The sequence below is a fragment of the Vibrio sp. 1401 genome (genome assembly GCF_033340295.1).
Window position 1 is genome coordinate 1 of the sequence record NZ_JAWOWF010000269.1, and the last position, 784, is coordinate 784.

1 protein-coding gene is annotated in these 784 nt (G+C 45.4%); it reads right to left on the reverse strand.

Going from position 1 to position 784, the window contains the following annotated elements; all coding sequences use genetic code 11:
• Positions 1-784 (reverse strand): formate transporter FocA (focA, locus tag R7Z77_RS25025; protein ID WP_318137002.1); only part of this gene is annotated, 784 nt, incomplete at both ends.

Genomic DNA, 784 nt, shown 5'->3' on the forward strand with positions numbered 1-784 from the left:
TGTGATTTCCTTAACTGACGATAACTGAGTTGTATTTGTGATAGATGAAACATTGGCTGCTTTTAACTCTGGGCGGCGGTAGATACACCAGTTAGCCAAACCAACGAGTACCGCGCCACCGACGATGTTGCCAAACGTCACTGGAATTAAGTTCGCACTAATAAAGTGTGCGACATTTAAATCCGCATATTGGGAAGCCGGTACACCAACAGATGCCCAAAATGATTCAGGGGCAAAATTGGCAATAACGATGCCTAGTGGGACCATAAACATGTTTGCCACACAGTGCTCAAAGCCACTGCTGACGAACATCGCAACTGGAAGAATGGTCATAAGCGCTTTCGTCATTGCGTTTGCAGAACTAAACGTCAACCAAATTGCAAGACAAACCAGTAGGTTACATAGAACGCCCAAAGCAAAGGCTTGAAGCAATGTATGGTGCAGTTTGTGTTGTGCGATATTAAGAGCATTCAAACCCCATTGGCCTGCATCCATTTGGTACAAACCTGCCGCAGTCACAAGAGCAAGCAAAAACATTGCGCCGATGAAGTTACCTACGTAAACCTTGCCCCAAATCGACAACATTTTGCCGAAAGAGATTTGTTTGTTTGCCCATGAGATGCTGGAAAGCACCGAACTGGTAAACAGCTCACCACCGCAAATAACGATAAGGATTAACCCCATACTGAAGGCGATACCACCGGCTAAGCGGCTTAAACCCCAACCTGTATTCGCACTGCCAGTTGTCACTGTGATGTAAAACAAAAATGCCAAACCGATAAAC